This window comes from Eggerthella sp. AM16-19 (genome assembly GCF_003474385.1).
Classification (GTDB): Bacteria; Actinomycetota; Coriobacteriia; order Coriobacteriales; family Eggerthellaceae; genus Senegalimassilia.
The window spans coordinates 1-13,814 of sequence record NZ_QUCY01000014.1; the positions used below are offsets into that span (position 1 = coordinate 1).

14 protein-coding genes are annotated in these 13,814 nt (G+C 62.5%); 1 reads left to right on the forward strand and 13 read right to left on the reverse strand.

Features of this window, described 5'->3' with window-relative positions:
- Nucleotides 1-345 precede the first annotated feature (345 nt).
- Nucleotides 346-684: a P-II family nitrogen regulator gene (locus tag DW178_RS06620; protein WP_118350234.1), complete on the reverse strand. Its 339-nt coding sequence runs from the start codon at nucleotides 682-684 to the stop codon at nucleotides 346-348.
- A gap of 30 nt (nucleotides 685-714) precedes the next feature.
- On the reverse strand, nucleotides 715-1,989 hold the full coding sequence (locus DW178_RS06625) for an ammonium transporter (protein ID WP_118350235.1): 1,275 nt from the start codon (nucleotides 1,987-1,989) through the stop codon (nucleotides 715-717).
- Nucleotides 1,990-2,184: 195 nt separating this feature from the next.
- Between DW178_RS06625 and DW178_RS06630 the strand changes: the two genes are divergently transcribed.
- Nucleotides 2,185-2,691 (forward strand): GNAT family N-acetyltransferase, encoded by a 507-nt coding sequence (locus tag DW178_RS06630; protein ID WP_118350236.1) that lies wholly within the window; start codon nucleotides 2,185-2,187, stop codon nucleotides 2,689-2,691.
- Nucleotides 2,692-2,867: 176 nt separating this feature from the next.
- On the opposite strand, the gene dxs is transcribed toward DW178_RS06630, so the two are convergent.
- The 11 genes from dxs to DW178_RS06685 form a co-directional block, all read right to left on the reverse strand.
- Nucleotides 2,868-4,754 carry a 1-deoxy-D-xylulose-5-phosphate synthase gene (gene dxs, locus DW178_RS06635; protein ID WP_118350237.1) on the reverse strand — a complete coding sequence of 629 codons (1,887 nt, stop codon included), beginning with the start codon at nucleotides 4,752-4,754 and terminating at the stop codon, nucleotides 2,868-2,870.
- Between the two features lie 45 nt (nucleotides 4,755-4,799).
- On the reverse strand, nucleotides 4,800-5,120 hold the full coding sequence (gene xseB, locus DW178_RS06640; protein ID WP_118350238.1) for an exodeoxyribonuclease VII small subunit: 321 nt from the start codon (nucleotides 5,118-5,120) through the stop codon (nucleotides 4,800-4,802).
- Nucleotides 5,121-5,132: 12 nt separating this feature from the next.
- Nucleotides 5,133-5,603, reverse strand: coding sequence for a transcription antitermination factor NusB (gene nusB, locus DW178_RS06645; RefSeq protein ID WP_114620510.1), 471 nt, complete (start codon nucleotides 5,601-5,603; stop codon nucleotides 5,133-5,135).
- Nucleotides 5,604-5,635: 32 nt separating this feature from the next.
- Nucleotides 5,636-5,989: an Asp23/Gls24 family envelope stress response protein gene (locus tag DW178_RS06650; RefSeq protein ID WP_042434922.1), complete on the reverse strand. Its 354-nt coding sequence runs from the start codon at nucleotides 5,987-5,989 to the stop codon at nucleotides 5,636-5,638.
- A complete protein-coding gene (accC, locus tag DW178_RS06655; RefSeq protein WP_042434925.1) occupies nucleotides 5,986-7,338 on the reverse strand; it encodes an acetyl-CoA carboxylase biotin carboxylase subunit in 1,353 nt (450 codons plus the stop codon). Before accC ends, DW178_RS06650 begins: the two co-directional genes overlap by 4 nt.
- Before the next feature lies 1 nt (nucleotide 7,339).
- On the reverse strand, nucleotides 7,340-9,226 hold the full coding sequence (gene accB, locus DW178_RS06660) for an acetyl-CoA carboxylase biotin carboxyl carrier protein (protein ID WP_118350239.1): 1,887 nt from the start codon (nucleotides 9,224-9,226) through the stop codon (nucleotides 7,340-7,342).
- A gap of 400 nt (nucleotides 9,227-9,626) precedes the next feature.
- Nucleotides 9,627-10,187 (reverse strand): elongation factor P, encoded by a 561-nt coding sequence (gene efp, locus DW178_RS06665; RefSeq protein WP_114620514.1) that lies wholly within the window; start codon nucleotides 10,185-10,187, stop codon nucleotides 9,627-9,629.
- 54 nt (nucleotides 10,188-10,241) lie between these two features.
- On the reverse strand, nucleotides 10,242-11,387 hold the full coding sequence (locus DW178_RS06670) for a M24 family metallopeptidase (RefSeq protein WP_118350240.1): 1,146 nt from the start codon (nucleotides 11,385-11,387) through the stop codon (nucleotides 10,242-10,244).
- A gap of 1 nt (nucleotide 11,388) precedes the next feature.
- The gene (gene aroQ, locus DW178_RS06675) at nucleotides 11,389-11,901 is read right to left on the reverse strand and encodes a type II 3-dehydroquinate dehydratase (protein WP_118350241.1); all 513 of its coding nucleotides are present in this window, start codon (nucleotides 11,899-11,901) and stop codon (nucleotides 11,389-11,391) included.
- A gap of 136 nt (nucleotides 11,902-12,037) precedes the next feature.
- Complete coding sequence (aroB, locus tag DW178_RS06680; RefSeq protein WP_118350242.1) at nucleotides 12,038-13,153, reverse strand: 3-dehydroquinate synthase; 1,116 nt, start codon at nucleotides 13,151-13,153, stop codon at nucleotides 12,038-12,040.
- Nucleotides 13,135-13,806: a shikimate kinase gene (locus DW178_RS06685; protein WP_199669256.1), complete on the reverse strand. Its 672-nt coding sequence runs from the start codon at nucleotides 13,804-13,806 to the stop codon at nucleotides 13,135-13,137. The genes aroB and DW178_RS06685 overlap by 19 nt, the downstream gene beginning before the upstream one ends.
- Between the last annotated feature and the right edge of the window lie 8 nt (nucleotides 13,807-13,814).

Below are 13,814 nucleotides of genomic sequence, written 5' to 3' on the forward strand. Positions count from 1 at the left end.
ATCGCCGACGCGGCTTACGCCGCACCCCCAGAAACGTTACGCCGTGCAACCATTCCATTGGGTTTCGCGAAACAAAAGAGCTTCCCTGCTCCCGAAAGCGGGAGCAGGGAAGCTCAAGCTCCAAGCAAATTCGCAATCGCCGCGGCTCCGTGGAAAGCGGCAAGCATAGGAGCCATCCCATTTCACTCGTTCCGGGAGACGGGATGGCTCCTATGCTCTGAACGGGTTTGCATTTCCCTCGATTCCGCAGAAGGCCCGCGCACATAAGAAGGCCTCCCTTTTCCAGAAACGGGAGGCCTTCGAGCTCCTTATGAGCGCATCGCGGTCGCGACCAGCCGTCAAAGGCTAGATAGCCTCGTCTCCTCGCTCGCCAGTGCGGATGCGCACCACCTCGTCGACCGGGAAGACGAAGATCTTGCCGTCTCCCACGTTGCCGGTCCGAGCGATGGCGCTGATCACATCGATAAGCGCGTCCACCTCAGCATCGTCGCAGATGATCTCGAACTTCACCTTCGGCACCATGTTCAACAGCACCTCGGTGCCGCGGTAGTACTCCTTCCAGCCATGCTGGGACCCGCAGCCTTGCACCTGCGAGATAGTCATGCCCGAAACCTTCGCCTCGAACAGGGCATCCTTGAGCGGCTCGAGCTTTTCAGGGCGAACGATAGCGGTGATCTTCTTCATGGTTCAACTCCTTCCAATGCTAGCCGCAGCTTAATCCAGGCCGATGTATGCAGGGTAAGCGGATTCGCCGTGGGCTGCAATGTCGAGGCCCTGTGCTTCCTTCTCCTCGCTGACGCGCAGGCTGCCCTTGAAGCAGGCCTTAACGATGAAGGCGAGCACCACGTCGAGAATGCCGACGAATACAATGGTGATGGCGATACCTGCGATTTGGCTGCACAGCAGGCTCACATCGCCGGTGTACAGAAGGCCGCCGAAGTCGGTCCAGGACAGCTCGGGCACGCAGAAGATGCCGGTGCAGATGCCGCCCACGATACCGCCGACCGCATGGCAGCCGAACGCGTCGAGCGCATCGTCATAGCCGATCTTGGCCTTGCAGAACGAGATGGCGAAGTAGCAGATCGGGGACACGATGAGACCCATGATGATCGCAGCCCAGGGCTCGACGAAGCCAGCGGCCGGGGTGATGACGACCAAGCCGGCGACAAGGCCGGTGGCAGCGCCGACGAGCGTGGGCTTGCCCACCTTCACACGTTCGACGATCATCCAGGAGACGAGCGCCGCGCCGGAGGCGACCACGGTGTTGATCAGGGCAAGGCCCGCAACGCCATCGGCGACGAATTCGGAACCGGCGTTGAAGCCGAACCAACCGAACCACAAAAGGGTTGCGCCCAGGGCCACGAAGGGCACGTTATGAGGACGGTAGCCCATCATGCCGAAGCCCTTGCGCTTGCCGAGCATGAGGCACAGGATAAGGCCGGTCAAGCCAGAGGAGATGTGCACGACATCGCCGCCTGCGAAGTCGAGCGCGCCGATGGTGTCGCCGATAAGGCTGCCATCACCACCCCAAACCATATGGGCGAGCGGCGGGTACACCACGATGGTCCACACTGCCACGAATGCGCACACCGCTCCGAACTTCATACGGCCGGCAAGAGAGCCCGTGATAATGGCGGTGGTGATCATGCAGAACGCCATCTGGAAGATGAAGTTGATGATGGTGGGATACGTCGTATCCTCGGGAACCGTCTCGGCCTCGGCGAGCATGTCGGTCACGCCGCCCAGGAAGCCGAGCTGATCGAACCCACCGAAGAACGGGCTGGAGCCGTCCCCGCCGTACGCTAGCGACCAGCCGCAGATCGTCCACGTGATCGCCACGATGCCGATGGCCGAGAACACCATGACCATCGTGTTCACAACGTTCTTTCGACGCGACAGGCCTCCGTAGAAAAACGCCAAGCCTGGCGTCATGAGCAAGACGAGCATGGCGCATACCAGCATGAATGCCGTTGAACCCGTGTCATACATCACGCTACCTCCTTCGCTTTCCGATACCCATTCCCTCTGAGCACCTTTTTCTTACGCATTCGATACTGCCACTGATTGACCTGGCCTTTTGCGCAATACGCCATTGTTAACGCTCTGGGAAACGCTTTGTAACGAGCATGAGACGCGGGTGTTACAATGTGGAAACAGGCGAACTTTGTTGAAAGGAACGGGCTTATGGGCGTGCGATTCGTTGCCGTTGAAACGGATGAAGATCAGGAAAAGCTGGCGAAGCTTGCCGACGAGATTTGGCACGAATACTGGCCCGCGATCATCGGCGATGCGCAAACCGATTACATGGTCGAAAAGTTCCAAAGCCTGGAAGCCATCAAGCGAGACATGGCCGAGCATACCTACGAATACTGGTTCGTGGTTGACGAAGCCGGCAAAACCGTTGGCTACACCGGCGGCTGCGAGGAATCTGAGACCAGCCGCTACTTCATCTCGAAGATCTATCTACTGGCCGAGGAACGCGGCAAGCATTATGCTTCGCAGATCATCGGCTTCTATACCGACTTATGCCGGTCTCGCGATCTGCATAGCATGTACCTGACTGTGAATAAGCAGAACGACCTGGGCATTCGAGCCTACTACGGCAAAGGATTCGTCACCATCGAATCCGTCAAGAACGATATCGGCAACGGGTTTGCCATGGATGATTACGTGATGGAAAAGGAAGCGTAAGCGCTTTCACCTATCTGCTGTGAAGCCTTTATGGCCTTGCAGCGAAAAAGGCCCCACGTCTTCGATTCCGTTCGCCGACCTTGTCGGCAGCGCAAGCGTAAATGACTCAACTTGCTTGAACGGACCTCGAATGACGTGGGGCCTTTCGTTGCTCGCGAACTTGGCAGATCCGCGGGCTACAATGCCCGGTAGCGTTCTTGTACGCTGGCAGCGATGCCCTCGGCATCAAGCCCTTGTTCGTGAAGCAGCTGCCCTACCCCGCCTTGCGTGACGAACGCGTCCTTGATACCCAGGTTCATTGCCGGGGTATGCAAGCCCATGCGGGCCATCTCGCCGAGCACGCCTTCACCGACGCCGCCTGCGATAACGCCCTCCTCCACCGTGACGACCAGCTTCGTTTCGGCGGCAGCTTGAATAGCCTGCACATCCAGCGGCTTGACCCAGCGCATGTCCACCACGCGAGCGGAAACCCCCTGCTCGGCAAGCGTATCGGCAGCCGCCAATGCTTGGCCGACCACGCGGCCGAACGCCAAAATGGCGACGTCTTCGCCTTCGCGTACCACGCACGCCTTACCCTCCGGCAGCACCTCGGCAGCCTCGGGCAGCACAACGCCCTCGCCCTCGCCGCGCGGATAGCGGATGGCGAACGGGCCGCCCATCGCAAGCGCCGTATGCAACGCATGCACGAGCTCGGCCTCGTTCGAAGGCGCCAGCACGCGCATGTTGGGCACCATACGGGCATACACCAGGTCGAACACGCCATGGTGCGTGGGCCCGTCGGCGCCGACGATGCCGGCGCGGTCGATGGCGAAGACGACATCGAGCTTCGGCAGCGCCACATTGATGATCATCTGATCGACGGCGCGTTGCATGAACGTGGAATACAGCGCCACCACGGGCTTCTTGCCGTTTGCCGCCAGGCCGCCGGCGAAACCGACAGCATGCTCCTCGCAAATGCCCGTGTCCACGAAACGCTCCGGGAACTTCTCCGCGAACTCATCTAGGCCGGTGCCGCCCTTCATAGCGGCGGTGATGGCCACGATGTCGGCATTGTTCTCCGCCTCGGCGACCAACGCCTTGCCGAACACGCTGGTGTACTTTGGAGCAGAGGGTTTACCCGATTTGATGACCTCGCCGGTTGCGATGTTATAGGGCGCAATGCCGTGGAACTTCTCGGGATTGCGCACCGCAGGCATGTAGCCTTGGCCTTTACGCGTGACCACGTGCATGAGCACCGGGCCGTCGGCATTCAGCACTGCTCGCAGCGTTTCCCGCAGCTGCGCGATGTTGTGCCCGTCGATCGGCGCCGTGCATACGATGCCCAGCTGCTCGAAGATCATGGAATGGGGAATGACGAACTGCTTCATCGATTCCTTCATGCTGCGGCCGAAGTTGGTGATGGCCTTGCCCACCGGGCCGCTGCTCTCCAGGTGCTCCTGCACGTTGTCGCGCGCTTGGCGGTACTGCGACGATGCGCGCATGTAACCCAAATGCTTCATGAGCGCGCCAACGTTGTGCGAGATGGACATCTCGTTGTCGTTCAAGATGATGACCATGGGCGTTTGAGCCTGGCCGATATTGTTCAAAGCCTCGAACGCCATGCCACCGGAAAGCGCCGCATCGCCGATGAGCGCGACGACCTTCTGGTCAGCGCCCGCCAGATCGCGGGCCTCCGCCAAGCCGAGCGCCACCGAAAGCGAGTCGGATGCATGCCCGGAATAGTGCACGTCGTAGGGGCTCTCGCTGGGCTTGGGGAAGCCGGAGAGACCGCCATAGGTGCGAAGCGTGCCGAAGTCCTTCAAGCGTCCGGTGACCAGCTTGTGCGCATACGCCTGATGCCCCACATCGAATACGATCTTATCCTTGGGGCAATCGAGCAGGCTGTGCAGCGCCAGGATGATCTCGACCGCGCCCAGCGACGAGGCAACATGACCACCGGTTTTCGAGGTGGTGGTCACGATTTCGTGACGGATCTCGCCCGCAAGTATAGATAGCTCCTCATTGCTGAGGAGCTTCAGGTCGGCAGGGGATGTGATTATGTCCAGAATGCGCTTATCGCTCATGCTGCGCCTTTCCTTTTGTCATGCCATCCGATCGCCTTGCGCGACCTAGGCGGAAACGGCGGCCTGGCCTTGCTGCGCCGCGCCGCCGTCCGCTTGACCTTCCTTATGCGCGCCCGCTGCAGATGCCGCGGGTTGCGCCGAATCATCGGCAAGCCCTGCCGGGGCCTCGGAGGCCAGCGCTTCTTGGACGCTGGCCTCGTCGATGCCCTGCTCAAGCAGATCGCTTGCGCGAAGCCCCAGCCCAACCGCTTCCTCATACAAGGAAAGCGCCTGGTCCAAGGGCAAATCCTTATCGTTTACCGCTTCGACGATCTCATCGAGGCGGCTTTTGAGCTCCTCGAAGGACCCGTACGATTCCAATGCCACCGAATCGCGCCCTTACAGCACCAGGGGCTGCGCCGGGTCATCGCCTGCGGGAGCCGCGGCGGCCCCATCGTCGATATCTTTGGCGATGCGGCCCAGCACGCCGTTGACGAAGCGCGGGGAATCGTCCTCGCCGCCGAAATCCTTCGCCAGCTCCACCGCCTCGTTGATGGCGACGCTGGTGGGCACATCCTGAACGAACATGATCTCGTAGGCTGCCAAGCGCAGAATGGAGCGGTCGACGATGGGCATGCGGCCCAGCGACCAGTTCTCCGCAGCGGCCTTCAGGCTGCCGTCGATGACGATGCGGTTCTGCTCGACGCCGCGCACCAGGTCCTGAGCATATTCCGAAAGCGGGCCCTCCTCGGACGGGAAGACGCCTTCAGCCACGATCTGAGCTGCGGATGCGCCCTTGATCTCAGCGGTGTACAGAACCTGCAGCGCGACGCGACGTGCCGTCGTGCGCTCGTGTCTTTTCGATGCCATGTGCAAATAATCCCCTGTGCTTCTTCTTATTCCTAACGGTTGAACTGGACGCCGTCGATGTAGACGTCGACCGATCCAACCTGCGCGCCCACCTGGCTTGCCACGGCGTCCGCCACGGACTGGCGGACCGCAGCCGCCACGTCGGGCAGCACGTGTCCATAATAAACGTCGATGCGCACCGAGATCTGCAGCTTGTCGTTTTCGTCCGCTGCGATCTCGATACCGGACGTGGAGGGCTTGCCGCCGAGCACGCCGCGAATGCCGCGGCTTGCCGCGGGGGCGTTGCCAACGCTGGCGACGCCGTCCACATCTGCCACGGCGATGGAGACGATGGTCTCGACGACGCCCGGCGCAAGCGCCATGCCGTCAACGGTCAAATCGCTCATAACACATCTCCCATCTGGGTTTCGATGAAGTCCGTGGTGGCTTCGCCGGCGCAGAACACCTGGTTATCCAGCACGCGGCGATGGAACGACAGCGTGGTGGGGATGCCCTCGATGACGAACTCGTCAAGGGCGCGGCGGCCGCGCGCCAGGCACTCCTCGCGATCCTGGCCGTACACGATGAGCTTGGCCACCATGGAGTCGTAGAACGGGCTGATCTTCGAGCCGGAATGCACATAGGCCTCCACGCGCACGCCCGGGCCCGCCGGGGGCTCGAAGCGCGTGATGGTACCGGGGCACGGACGGAAACCGTGCTCGGGATCCTCGGCATTGATACGGAACTCCATGGCATGGCCGAACGGCGTGAACGGTGCCCTATCGGCGCAGCTCATGGGCTCGCCGGAGGCGATGCGCAGCTGCTCTTTGATGATGTCGGTGCCCGTGATCTGCTCGGATACCGGATGCTCCACCTGCACGCGCGTGTTCATCTCCATGAAGTAGAACTTGCCCGTGGTGTCCAGCAGAAACTCGATGGTGCCGGCGTTGCGGTAATCCACGGCGCGCACGGCCTTGATGGCCGCAACGCCCATGGCGCGGCGCAGCTCGTCGGTCAGCGCCGGAGAAGGCGCCTCCTCGATGAGCTTCTGGTGACGACGCTGCACGGAGCAGTCGCGCTCGCACAGGGCCACGTTGTTGCCGAAGTCGTCAGCGAGCACCTGCACCTCGACGTGACGCGGGCGCAGCACGAGTTTCTCCAGGTAGACCTCGTCGTTGCCGAACGCGGCGCCGGCCTCGGCGCGGGCGGCCTTGTAGTGCGACTCAAGGTCGGCGGGGTCGTGGACCTCGCGCATGCCCTTGCCGCCGCCGCCGGCGGTCGCCTTGATGAGCACAGGATAGCCCACGCTCTCGGCGAACCGACGAGCCTCCTCCACGGTATCGATGCAGCCATCGGAACCGGGGACGGTGGGCACGCCGCAGGCCTTCATGGTCTCACGGGCGGATGACTTGTCGCCCATGCGCTCGATGCACTCGGCGGAGGGGCCGATGAACACCAGGTCGTTGTCGGCGCATGCGCGGGCAAAGTCGGCATTTTCCGCCAAGAAGCCGTAGCCGGGGTGGATGGCATCGGCGCCGGTGATGGTGGCCGCCGCGATGATATTGGACATGACCAGGTAGCTTTTCGTTGCCTGGGCGGGGCCGATGCACACCTTCTCGTCGGCATACTGCACGGGATAGGTGTTCTCGTCCTCGGTAGAGTACACCGCCACGGTCTTCACGCCCAGCTCCTTGCAGGCACGCATGACGCGCAGGGCCACCTCGCCGCGGTTTGCGATGAGTACTTTCTTGAACATGTTACTGCTCCGAGACGGGCTGGACGGAATGGGGCTCGATGTAGAACAGCACGGTGCCGAACTCGACGGGGTCGGCGTCCTTGACGCACACCTCGCGGACGGTGCCCATCTCCTCGGCGGTGATCTCGTTCATGAGCTTCATGGCCTCGACGATGCACAGGGTCTGATTGGCGGCAACCTCATCGCCCACCTTCACGAACGCAGGCTCGCCCGGTGCGGGAGCAGCGTAGAACGTGCCGACCATGGGGGCCTTCACGGCATACCAGTTGGCGGGACGCTCGGGCTCGGTGGCAGCGGCGGCCGGAGCAGCAGGTGCTGCTGCGGGAGCTGCGGGTGCGGCGGCGACCGCCGGAGCGGCTGCGACCGGTGCAGCTGCCGGCATAGCGCCGGGCATGCGCACGGCGATGCGCTGACCGCCGTCCTCGACCACGATCTCGCCTACGCCGCTTTCCTCGGCAACGCGAACTAATTCGCGAATCTGATTGATATCCACGTAATCGTCCTCCTTGATATTGCTGGACTCCTCCTGCATGAGGAAGTCAACTTTCTCGGATGCGCGGTGCTTGCTCAGGAAGGTACGCGCCTCGTTGGGGAACAGGGCGTACATGAGCACGTCCTCTTCGCTTTGGGCCAGATCGCCGACCTCTTCGGCGACCTCGTCATAGGTGGTGGTGACCAGGCTCGACGGCGGCACGTCGTCGGGCAGCACCTGCGAATTGCCCGCGACCTTCTTCATGATCTCGGGGTCGATGCGCCCCGGGGCCTTGCCGTAGTAGCCGCAGATGTAGTCCTTCATCTCCTTGGACACGACGCCCCAGCGCTTGCCGGTGAGCACGTTGAACACGGCCTGCGTGCCCACGATCTGCGACATGGGCGTGACGAGCGGCGGATAGCCGACCTCTGCGCGCACGCGCGGGATCTCCTTCATGACCTCGGGCAGACGGTCGGATGCGTTCTGCACCTCGAGCTGGCTCATGAGGTTGGACATCATGCCGCCGGGCACCTGATGCGAGTACACCTGCATATGGATAAGCGAGGACACGCCGCGCTTGTAGTGGCTGCGCTTGCGCACTTCCTCCCAGTATTCGGCGATCTCGAAGAGCAGGTCCAGATCAAGGCCGGTGTCGTAACGGCTTTCCTGCAGCGCCGCCACGATCATCTCGACGGCGGGCTGGGAGTTGCCGAAGGCCAGCGGAGCGGATGCGGTGTCGACGATGGACACGCCCGCCTCGGCCGCCTTGAGGTAGTTGGCCGGGGCCATGCCGCCGACATAGTGGCAGTGCAGGTGCACGGGCAGGCCGATCTCGGCGTTGAGGGCCTTCACGATGCGCTCGGCACGGTACGGCATCATAAGGCCGGCCATATCCTTCACGCAGATGGAGTCAGCGCCGAGCTCCTTGAGCTGCTGCGCATATTCAAGATAGCTGTCAAGCGTATGCACCGGGGAGATGGTGTAGGAGATGGCGCCCTCGAAGTGGCCGCCGCATTCGTTGACGGCCTCGGCGGTATCCACCACGTTGCGGATATCGTTGAGCGCGTCGAACACGCGGAACACGTGCACGCCGTTGCGCTTGGACGCCTTGATGAAGCGGTTCACGATCTCGCGGGAATAATGCTTATAGCCGACCAGGTTCTGACCTCGGGTGAGCATGGACAACGGCGTGTTCGGCGTTGCCGCGTTGATGGAACGCAGGCGATCCCACGGATTCTCATCCAAAAAGCGCATGCACGAGTCGAACGTCGCGCCGCCCCATGCCTCGATGGCCCAGTAGCCGACGCGATCCATCTTCGGCAGGATCGGCAGCATGTCGCCGATGCTCATGCGCGTGGCCCACAGGCTTTGCTGGCCGTCACGGATAGTGGTATCCATGATCTGAAGCCTTGACATGAACTCGCACCCCCTTCGTTTTCAAGTGATACAGACCGTATTGATCGAAACCAGGATTATAGAAGATGCCGGCGCCGATACCGTGCGCACACGGCGAATTCACGGGCAAGAAACAGAAACGCCGCCCAGGCGGTGCGCTTCGCAAGCCCTGCAGTCTCGATGATCCGCACATACGGCGGAGACCCGCGCACACTCGAAGGAACTGCCCCGAATACAGCGAATGCGCCCTGAACGGGCGCATTCGGAGATATCGTCGCACTTGACGAACCTTGATTCATGCTTCGACTCGCCCAACATGGACGGATGCCGGCCTCCGCAGGCGTCTTTTGCCATGCTTCAATCGCGCAGCAAAAGCCGTTCGATGCGAAAGTGCGGTCGTCGACCGCCGAGGCGATGCGAGCTAGACGCGCTTGATGACGCGGCCGTCGCGGGTGTCGATCTGCAGCACGTCGCCGATCTCGACGAACGTGGGCACCTGCAGCTCGACGCCGGTCTCGAAGGTTGCCGGCTTGGTGGTGTTGGTGGCGGTGTCGCCCTTGAAGCCGGGCTCGGTGTGCGTGCACTCCAGCTCGACGAACATCTGCGGCTCGATGCTGATGAGCTCCTCGCCGGCGTACAGCAGGCTGGCCTCGTCGTTCTCCTTGAGCCACTTGGCGGTGTCGCCGACGGTCTCGGCGGGCATGCTCATCTGATCGAAGGTGTTGGGATCCATGAAGTAGAAATCGGAACCGTCGTTGTACAGATACTGCATCTTACGGGTTTCCAGACGCACGGTGTCGAACTTCGTGCCGGCGTTGAACGTGTAGTCGACCACGCGACCGGTCTTGATGTCGCGAAGCTTCGTGCGGACGAAGGCGCCGCCCTTGCCGGGCTTGACATGCTGGAACTCGACGATGGTGCACATCTTGCCGTTGTTGACGATGCACATTCCGTTCTTGAAATCGGCGGTAGAGATAGCCACTGGTAGATCCTTTCAACCGTTCAGGCGACCAAGGCCGCCCCTTTAGTTCAACCCTTAAATTATAACCATGTCATGCGTAGATTGCGTGAAAACCCGAAATCCCGTTTCGCTAACCACGCCGAAATCCTCTAAACGCATGCCGAAATCGCCCTCCAGGTATATGCCCGGTTCCACCGTGACCACGTTGCCGGGGACAAGCGGCTCCTTGTTGCGAGGCGACAACACGGGCTCCTCATGGATATCGATGCCCACGCCATGACCCAGCCCGTGGCCCATCTTGCCGGCGAATCCGCCCGCAGCAAGGGCATCCTCGGCCATTTGATGCATCTGCGCGCCGGTGACGCCGGGTTTTATCGCGGCCTCCACCTGCTCATTGGCCTCGCGCAGCGTTTCATAGGCGGCGCGCATCCGCGCATCGGGCTGGCCGACGAACACGGTGCGGGTCATATCCGAACAATACCCGTGGGCGCGAGCGCCGAAGTCCATGACCACGCACTGCCCCGCTTCAAGCCTTGCCTCGCCCGGGATGGCATGCGGGCTTGCGCCGTTGGCGCCGCAAGCCACGATGGATGAGAACGCCAGGCCGGATGCGCCATGACGCAGCATCCAGTCCTCAAGCTCGATCTGCACCTGCCGTTCGGTCATGCCCGGCTTCATGTAGGTGACGATATAGGAGAACGCCGCATCGGTGATTGCCTGGGCCGCCTTCATACGCGCAACCTCCGACGGCTCCTTGACCGCGCGCAGCGAGCGGACGAAGTCAGAGGTCTCGCGCAGTTGCGGGGACGCCGGCGCCTTGGCAAGCGCGACCTCGAGCGCGCGGAATGCCGCAAGCGTCATGGAGTCCTCGATGCCGAGCACGATGCTCTCGGGCGCCGGCGAGCCGGCGGGAGCGTTTGCATGCCGGCGTGCGAACACGTCGGCAACCCATTCACCATGGCCTTGACGCACGTCATCGACGGTGATGACGCCTTCGCCTTGCGCCGCCTTGCACGCCGCGCCGCTATAACGGGAGTCGGTGTGCAGCACCGCGTCATGGGGCGTCACCAGAAGCGCATGCGCCTGTTCATCGTCGAACACGCCGTCGAAGGCCGTCAGCCATTCGATGCTTGCGGTGTCGCGTACCAAAAACGTGCGGATGCCGTTTTCCGCCGCCGCGTTGCGCAACCGCTCCAAACGCCCTGCGGCCTGGGCTTTCATGTTATTCGTCAATGAGATCACGTCCTGCTACGATGACTTGGCCCGGCGCGTAGCGCCCCTCGAATCCCTCGCCCAAGCGCTCGGCCGTGCCTTCGAGCAGGATATCGAGCGCATCGTTGTAGCCGGCGAAGCCACGGCCCTTGACCTGGGCAACGCACGCCGGGGCGATCACCGAGATACGGCGGAACGCTTCACGCGCGCTGACGTCGGAGATGTGCACCTCGACGCACGGCGTGCTCACGCTGCCGAGAGCGTCGCGCAGCGCATAGGAATAGTGCGTATGCGCGCCGGGGTTGTACACGATGCCGTCGCACGTGCCGTGCGCGGCGTGGATCTTATCGACCAGGTCGCCTTCATGATTTGACTGGAAGCACTCCACCTCGCAACCGTGCGCGCGGGCATATTCGGAGAAGCCCGCCTCCAAATCCTTCAAGGTATCGTTGCCGTACACGCCCGGCTCGCGGATGCCGAGTATGTTCAGATTAGGCCCGTTCATCAGCAAGATCTTCTTCATGTTGCATGCCTTTCGTTGCTTCCCGCCGCCGTATTCAACAGCAGCTTAAAACGGCGGCCATCGCCGCATCTGCCTTCCCCAGCCAGCCTGCAAGATGGTCGGCCGTTTGCACACCGGACTTTACGCCGGCCGGACGTCACCGCCGCTTCTGCGCGAAATACGCCTCCAACTCTTCCAAGATCACGTCATCGGCCACATCCTGGAGCTGCCACTGCCCCACATCCCGCAAGCACACGAAACGCACCTGCCCGCGACGCGCCTTTTTGTCGCGTTTCATGACGTCGAGCACCTGCGCCGGGGAAGCCTCCCAGCCAAGCTCGGGCAAACCCAGATCATCGAGCAGCTGCCCTTGCGCCTGGGCTAGCTCGACCGGCATATCGGCGAGCCGCATGCCCATACGGGCCGCGAAGCGCATGCCCTCGGCAACCGCATGCCCGTGGCTATACGTGCCATAACCCGAAAGCTTCTCGATGGCGTGTGCCAGGGTATGGCCGTAGTTCAGGCACTCGCGCACGCCGCGGCTTTCCGTTTTGTCCTGCGCCACCACGTCGGCCTTGAGCACCACGCAGCGGGCGATGGCCTCGGAGACGGCATCAGGCTGGCGATCGACCACGGCCGATACCTGGTCGGAAAGCCAGAAGAAGAACTCGTCGCCATCGATGAGCGCGGTTTTCGCCACCTCGCCGCAACCGCATGCCCACTCGCGAGGCGGCAACGTTGCCAACACCTCGGTGTCGGCGCACACAAACGCAGGCTGCTTGAACGCGCCCACCAGGTTCTTTCCGGCGGATAGGTTCACGCCCGTCTTCCCACCCACGCTTGAATCCACCATGGACAGAAGCGTGGTGGGAACCTGCACCACCTGTACACCGCGCATGTAGGTTGCCGCGGCGAAGCCCGCCAAATCGCCCACGCAGCCGCCGCCGAGCGCGACCACCACGCAGTCGCGCTCAAGCGCCAAAGCGGCCATGGCCTCAAGCACCTCGCCAAGCACCGTGAGCGATTTCGCCTCTTCGCCTGCGGGAACGCAGATATCGGAAACGCGATACCCCGCTTGAACGAGCGATGCCTTCGCCCGGGCCAGGTACAGCGGGCCGACATTGGCGTCGGTGATGACAAGCGCTTGCCGTGCATCGGCGACGGCCGGCACGCCGCGCATGGACGACCCCAGCGTATCGAGCACCCCGGCCCCGATGCGCACGTTGTACGCGTCTTCGCCGGGGATGTTCACCACTACTCTTGTCGCAGGCACAGCACGCCTTCCTTCTCCAAAATCTCCTGGATCTCCTGCGCCACGACGTTGATGGACTTGCCCACGGTGTCGATGGACACGCTGGCAACGTCTTCGTACATAGGCAGGCGGCCGGCGATGGTCTGTCGCGCGGTCTCGAGGTTTTTGAACAGCGGGCGTGTAGACACGTCGCCGACGCGCTCGACGGCCTGCTCGGCCGTGACCTGCAGATACACCACGAAACCATTGTTCTTCAGGATCTCGCGGTTCTCCTCGCGCAGCACGATGCCGCCGCCGCACGACACGAGCATGGGGCCCTTGTGAGCGAACTCGTCGAGCACCTGGGTTTCCATATCGCGGAACGCCTGCTCGCCCTGCTCGGCGAAGATCTGGTTGATGGCCCTGCGCTCGCGACGCTCGATGTAGGCGTCCAGGTCGATGGTGGCAAGACCGCACTGACGGGCCAGGCGGCGCGACGTGGAGGTTTTGCCCGCGACCATGAAGCCCACGAAGAACACGTTGCGCGTCAGCTCGTACGTCGGGCGCGCATGGGGCTTGATCTCGGGGTTGTTGACGACGGCGACGACCTCGTCGGGGGTGGTGACCGACAGCGTGTAGGCTATCGGGTTGCTTTCCGGGGTGATGGCATCGTCCTTGACTTCCTGCTGTTCCATGATGGTCC

Coding starts and splice junctions, on each gene's coding strand:
- DW178_RS06620 (WP_118350234.1), bottom strand. CDS start 684: ATGAAGAAGATCACCGCTATCGTTCGCCCTGAAAAGCTCGAGCCGCTC.
- DW178_RS06625 (WP_118350235.1), bottom strand. CDS start 1,989: ATGTATGACACGGGTTCAACGGCATTCATGCTGGTATGCGCCATGCTC.
- DW178_RS06630 (WP_118350236.1), top strand. CDS start 2,185: ATGGGCGTGCGATTCGTTGCCGTTGAAACGGATGAAGATCAGGAAAAG.
- dxs (WP_118350237.1), bottom strand. CDS start 4,754: ATGAGCGATAAGCGCATTCTGGACATAATCACATCCCCTGCCGACCTG.
- nusB (WP_114620510.1), bottom strand. CDS start 5,603: ATGGCATCGAAAAGACACGAGCGCACGACGGCACGTCGCGTCGCGCTG.
- DW178_RS06650 (WP_042434922.1), bottom strand. CDS start 5,989: ATGAGCGATTTGACCGTTGACGGCATGGCGCTTGCGCCGGGCGTCGTC.
- accC (WP_042434925.1), bottom strand. CDS start 7,338: ATGTTCAAGAAAGTACTCATCGCAAACCGCGGCGAGGTGGCCCTGCGC.
- accB (WP_118350239.1), bottom strand. CDS start 9,226: ATGTCAAGGCTTCAGATCATGGATACCACTATCCGTGACGGCCAGCAA.
- DW178_RS06670 (WP_118350240.1), bottom strand. CDS start 11,387: ATGAAAGCCCAGGCCGCAGGGCGTTTGGAGCGGTTGCGCAACGCGGCG.
- aroQ (WP_118350241.1), bottom strand. CDS start 11,901: ATGAAGAAGATCTTGCTGATGAACGGGCCTAATCTGAACATACTCGGC.
- DW178_RS06685 (WP_199669256.1), bottom strand. CDS start 13,806: ATGGAACAGCAGGAAGTCAAGGACGATGCCATCACCCCGGAAAGCAAC.